The sequence below is a fragment of the Paenibacillus zanthoxyli JH29 genome (assembly GCF_000520715.1).
GTDB lineage: Bacteria > Bacillota > Bacilli > Paenibacillales > Paenibacillaceae > Paenibacillus_AQ > Paenibacillus_AQ zanthoxyli.
This window is the reverse complement of sequence record NZ_ASSD01000225.1, coordinates 1-4,217: the sequence shown is the minus strand read 5'-3', so window position 1 is coordinate 4,217 and position 4,217 is coordinate 1. Positions and strand designations below refer to the sequence as shown.

General features: G+C 52.9%; 4 protein-coding genes and 1 pseudogene. 2 read left to right on the top strand and 3 right to left on the bottom strand.

The window, feature by feature from the left end; translation table 11 throughout:
- Together L691_RS0108310 and L691_RS0108305 are read left to right on the top strand one after the other, a co-directional pair.
- A partial coding sequence (locus L691_RS0108310; RefSeq protein ID WP_025689934.1) for a threonine/serine exporter family protein occupies positions 1-451 on the top strand: 451 nt, incomplete at its 5' end.
- 23 nt (positions 452-474) lie between these two features.
- Positions 475-897 (top strand): threonine/serine exporter family protein, encoded by a 423-nt coding sequence (locus L691_RS0108305; protein ID WP_025689932.1) that lies wholly within the window; start codon positions 475-477, stop codon positions 895-897.
- A 219-nt stretch (positions 898-1,116) separates the two neighbouring features.
- On the opposite strand, the pseudogene L691_RS28320 reads toward L691_RS0108305, so the two are convergent.
- The 3 genes and pseudogenes from L691_RS28320 to L691_RS0108295 all read right to left on the bottom strand — a co-directional run.
- A pseudogene (locus L691_RS28320) lies at positions 1,117-1,623 on the bottom strand (multicopper oxidase domain-containing protein); the annotation flags it as partial.
- 104 nt (positions 1,624-1,727) lie between these two features.
- The gene (locus L691_RS28315; protein ID WP_051459332.1) at positions 1,728-3,029 is read right to left on the bottom strand and encodes a multicopper oxidase family protein; all 1,302 of its coding nucleotides are present in this window, start codon (positions 3,027-3,029) and stop codon (positions 1,728-1,730) included.
- 525 nt (positions 3,030-3,554) lie between these two features.
- Positions 3,555-4,070: a GNAT family N-acetyltransferase gene (locus L691_RS0108295; protein ID WP_025689930.1), complete on the bottom strand. Its 516-nt coding sequence runs from the start codon at positions 4,068-4,070 to the stop codon at positions 3,555-3,557.
- Between the last annotated feature and the right edge of the window lie 147 nt (positions 4,071-4,217).

Sequence of the window (4,217 nt, the reverse complement as noted above, 5' to 3'; positions counted from 1 at the left end):
GGAGCGGCTGGCCTTGGTGGATGACGCGGCGCATGCCTATCCGGCCTGGCTCCAGATTATGGCGGCGGCCCTGGCGGGCGGCTGCTTCACCATCATATTCAAGGGGAGCTTCTGGGACGCCCTGCCCGCGCTGTTCGTATCGGGACTCGGCTACGCCTCCGTGCTTTATTTGCAAAGGCTGGTCCAGGTTAAATTTTTTGCCGAGCTCACCGCGTCTGCTCTGATTGGACTGCTGTCCTTCCTGTTCGTTCAAGCCGGCATCGGCGCGGAGACGGATAAGATTATCATCGGCTCCGTCATGCCGCTCGTTCCGGGACTGCTGATTACGAACGCCGTCAGAGACCTGATGGCCGGCCATCTTATATCGGGACTGTCCAAGGGAGCCGAGGCGTTCCTGACCGCTTTTGCCATCGGAACCGGGATCGGGCTTGTGCTGTCCTTCGTTTCGTAGTCTTACTTCAGAGGAGAACTATCATGATTTTGCAGCTTATTACGAGCTTTATCGCCTCCGCCATGTTCTGCATCCTGTTTAATACGCCCAGACGCACGCTGCTTCAATGCGGAATCGCCGGAATGCTGGGCTGGATGGTATACCTGCTGCTCGATCCTCATTGGAAATCCGTCGTGGCTACCTTCTTTGCCACAGTCGTCGTTGGGGTGGTCAGCCAGATTTTTGCCAGGTCCTTCAAAATGCCGGTCATCATCTTCAGCGTAGGCGGTATTATTCCGCTTGTTCCGGGCGGTCTCGCCTATGATGCCATGCGCAGGTTCGTCGAGGACGATTATACGACCGCGCTGCAGACTGCCGTTCAGGCACTCCTGCTGTCGGGAGCCATTGCCACGGGACTTGTACTCAGCGAGGTACTGGGGCAGATGTTCCGCCGCAGCAAGAGCTAAAGCTCTTCGCGGAAAGCTAAGTGCCGGGCGGAGGAGCCGGGCGATAATCTCTACTCCTTTGTATCCGCACAATCGCTTTAGAATATCGCTTGAACAACTCTAATATATCGAATGAGTTCAGGTGAATAGCGGGTGGTTTTTTGTTTCGCACGCTTCGCGAGCTCAACTGGCTAAAGCCTAAATAAAAACAGCCGGGATATCCCAGCTGTTTCATGAGCATTATGCCTTCCGTTTGCGATTCGCCGATAAACGTTTGTTTCGCAACACCCGTCGGTACTTTCGCTTTGCAGCTCTCCACCGCTTTCTTGTCTTTCTTTTGACGGTGACTGCCGGTGCGCTGCTTGCCGCCGGTTCGAAAGCCAGGCAACCGGGTTTCACGACTTCCATACGCCGCATCATTTCGTTCTCTTCGTGTTCAAGAATATGGCAGTGCCAGACATAGGGGCCGAAGTAGTCGCCGAACCGTGCGATAATTCGGGTCACCTCGCCCGGGTTGGCCCGAACGACATCCTTAAACCCGCGCTCGTACGAATCCGGCGGCATCGGCGGCCCTGTAAAGACAAGTTCACCCGCTTTCTCGAATCGCTCTAGGTCGAAGGGCTGCCGATCCAAGATCTGAAAACGGACCAGGTGGAGATGTATCGGATGAGTACCAGGAGACGTGTTGATCAGGCGCCAGATCTCAACTGTATTTAGGACAGGGTATTCGGTCGTATTGTCACCCCAGAGATAAGGGAGGGCACTGAAAAACTACTTGATTTTTAGAAATTCAACATTTTGAGGGGGTCAAATATGATTCCCGGAACGCAAAACGAGCCTTAGAAACGATTCTAGAGGCTCGTTTTTTTTCGCGTATTTTTTGAAGAGACTTTTTCAGTGACCTCGAGATAAGGCTGGGTTTTTCCTGTCAGATTACGGGTGCCCAGCATGACAATCGCACGTTCTTCTCCGTCCATTTGTTCCGTTCCATCGTTCAGCGTTAGATCCCGGATTTTGGCCACTTTGCGAGGATTCAGATGATGAAGTTTCGTCAAACGCTTAGGAATAGAGGTACGATCTTTACTGGATAAGGGCAGGTTCACTCGAAACTGCATCACTACCCCGGTGGTGTTCGGATCGGGCGGAAGGCCGACATTGAACGGCGCAAGAGCGCTGTTCGTTAGCGTGAACGTGTTATTTTCCCGACTTGTGAAGTCGACGATAACATCTACTCGTTCTCCAGGGGCAAGTGTGAACTCCTCCACGACAGCGGGACGTTCCATGAGTCCGTCGTCTGTTCCGATCACGACGAAGGGGAGATTCGAGTCAAGCTTTAGGGTGAAAAATCTGGAATTGGCGCCGTTCAGAATACGAAACCGATAACGCCGAGGCTCTACGTTCAAGTAAGGCCAGAGCTTTCCGTTGACCGCGATCGTATTAGCCAAGAACTGTGCTTCCCAGTGAGCAGGATAGAAGAGCGATCCATCAGAATTAAACTGGCGGTCGGTGATCAAGATCGGGATTTCGAACGGAATTTTGGGCAGCGGCAGCTTCTCTTCGATCAGGTCGCGTATGAAATAGAAGCCTTGCAGGCCGGAATATACATTCAGCCGGGTCACACCGATGGCATGATCATGATAGTGCAGCTGTGCGGCCGGCTGACGGTTAGGATACTTGTAAACATCGGTCTTGAACAGTGGCCCGATCTGAGTCAGGCCGGGCGCATACCACTGGTCCGGTGTCCCGTCATAAACCGCAGGGGCGTTGATTCCATGCAGGTGCACGACGTTTCGTACATCAGGCCGGAATGTCGTTTCAGCACCAGTAGGGACAGAGCCTCCAGGATGTAAGGATTCGGCACCGTGGATGCTGTGGTCCACCGTTAGCAGAGATTTCGTCGGTAGATCGTTGATCCAGTGTACTTTAATAGGCTGATTCCGGCGTGCCACGATCGTTGGTCCCGGCCACATACCGTTATATCCCCAGATTGTCGTGGGTGGGAAATCACGGTGGACTTGCTGTTGGTCCTGCTGCATTCGCACTTCATAGAAAGGTTTTCCCTTGATCCTTTTTACAGGCCGTAGAATCGGCGGAATCGGCAGGAGATCGACAAACTTCGGTATCGTGTTAGGGTCCGCGGGGTTTACAGCCACTACGTTTCCCTCCTTATATGAATGGACTCGGGAGGAGTATGCCCAAGTGCGTTCCATCTCCGGTGTATTCCCGGTTTTATTAGAATAGGTGTTACCAGCCTCCATTTTCTATTTATCAGTATGTGTTATGGAGTGACTTTACCTGTGCGAATGCACATGGGCATACGTCTTATTTACAGGAAGGACCAGTGCAAGAGCACCATTTCCGGGTAGATTCAAGCACCCCCAGTACAACGTCTAATCACAAAGAGAAGAAACCCGCCGTCTAACGAAAACAGCTGTTTGCAACGGATAAAGAGAAGTTGGTAACAAGACGCTTCTACGATCAATTTAGGCAAAGGCTCCATCGCGACCTGCCGCTTTGTTCCACCGCAGCAAGAGCTAAAGAGCTCTTCGCGGAAAGCTAAGTGCCGGGCGGAGGAGCCGGTGCTGGTGACGACCGCTCCGAAACAACAAGGCCGTCCTGCCCTGGATTCTGATCCATGGAAGGACGGCTTATGCTGCGGCAGACGCTGACCGCAAATATCAGGCGGTTCTGCCTTCGACTCTTTTTTGATACACGACGATGTCCAGCCAGCGGCCGAATTTACGGCCAATTTCCTTATAGTAGGCGCTCTGCTCATAACCGTTGCTCTCGAAAAAGGAACGGCTGGGGTTATTCTCCGAGCATACAGTCGCCACAAGCGTATGAAAACCGTGTTCGGCGGCCATCCGCTCGATAAAGGCCAATGCTGGCCTTCCCACTCTTTTGCCCGTACATTCCGGCTTCAGGTACACGCTGATTTCACCGGTCACGTCATAAGCCTGCTTGTTCTTGTGTCTGGTAATCAATACATATCCCTGCATTTCCCCTCCCAGCATGATCGCGTAGGATTTAAACCGGGGATCGCCGGTCAGCATGTTCCGTTTCATCTCCTGTACCGTCAGCCGGTCGGTGTGAAACGACACGGTTGTATTCAGCACATAATAGTTATAAATCTCCGTCGCTTCGGCCAAATGTTCTTCTCCGATCTCGACGAAAGACAGTCCTTCGCGGTTCATCTCTAATCCTCCCAAATCGACATTTCCAGTTCATCCACGAACCAGCGCAATTGGGCGGTCGCTCTGCGGCGCAAAGTTCCGTCCTCATACATCCGCTGCACCGCGTCGCGCTGCTCCTGGATCGCTTCCAGCTTCCATTCGAGCTGC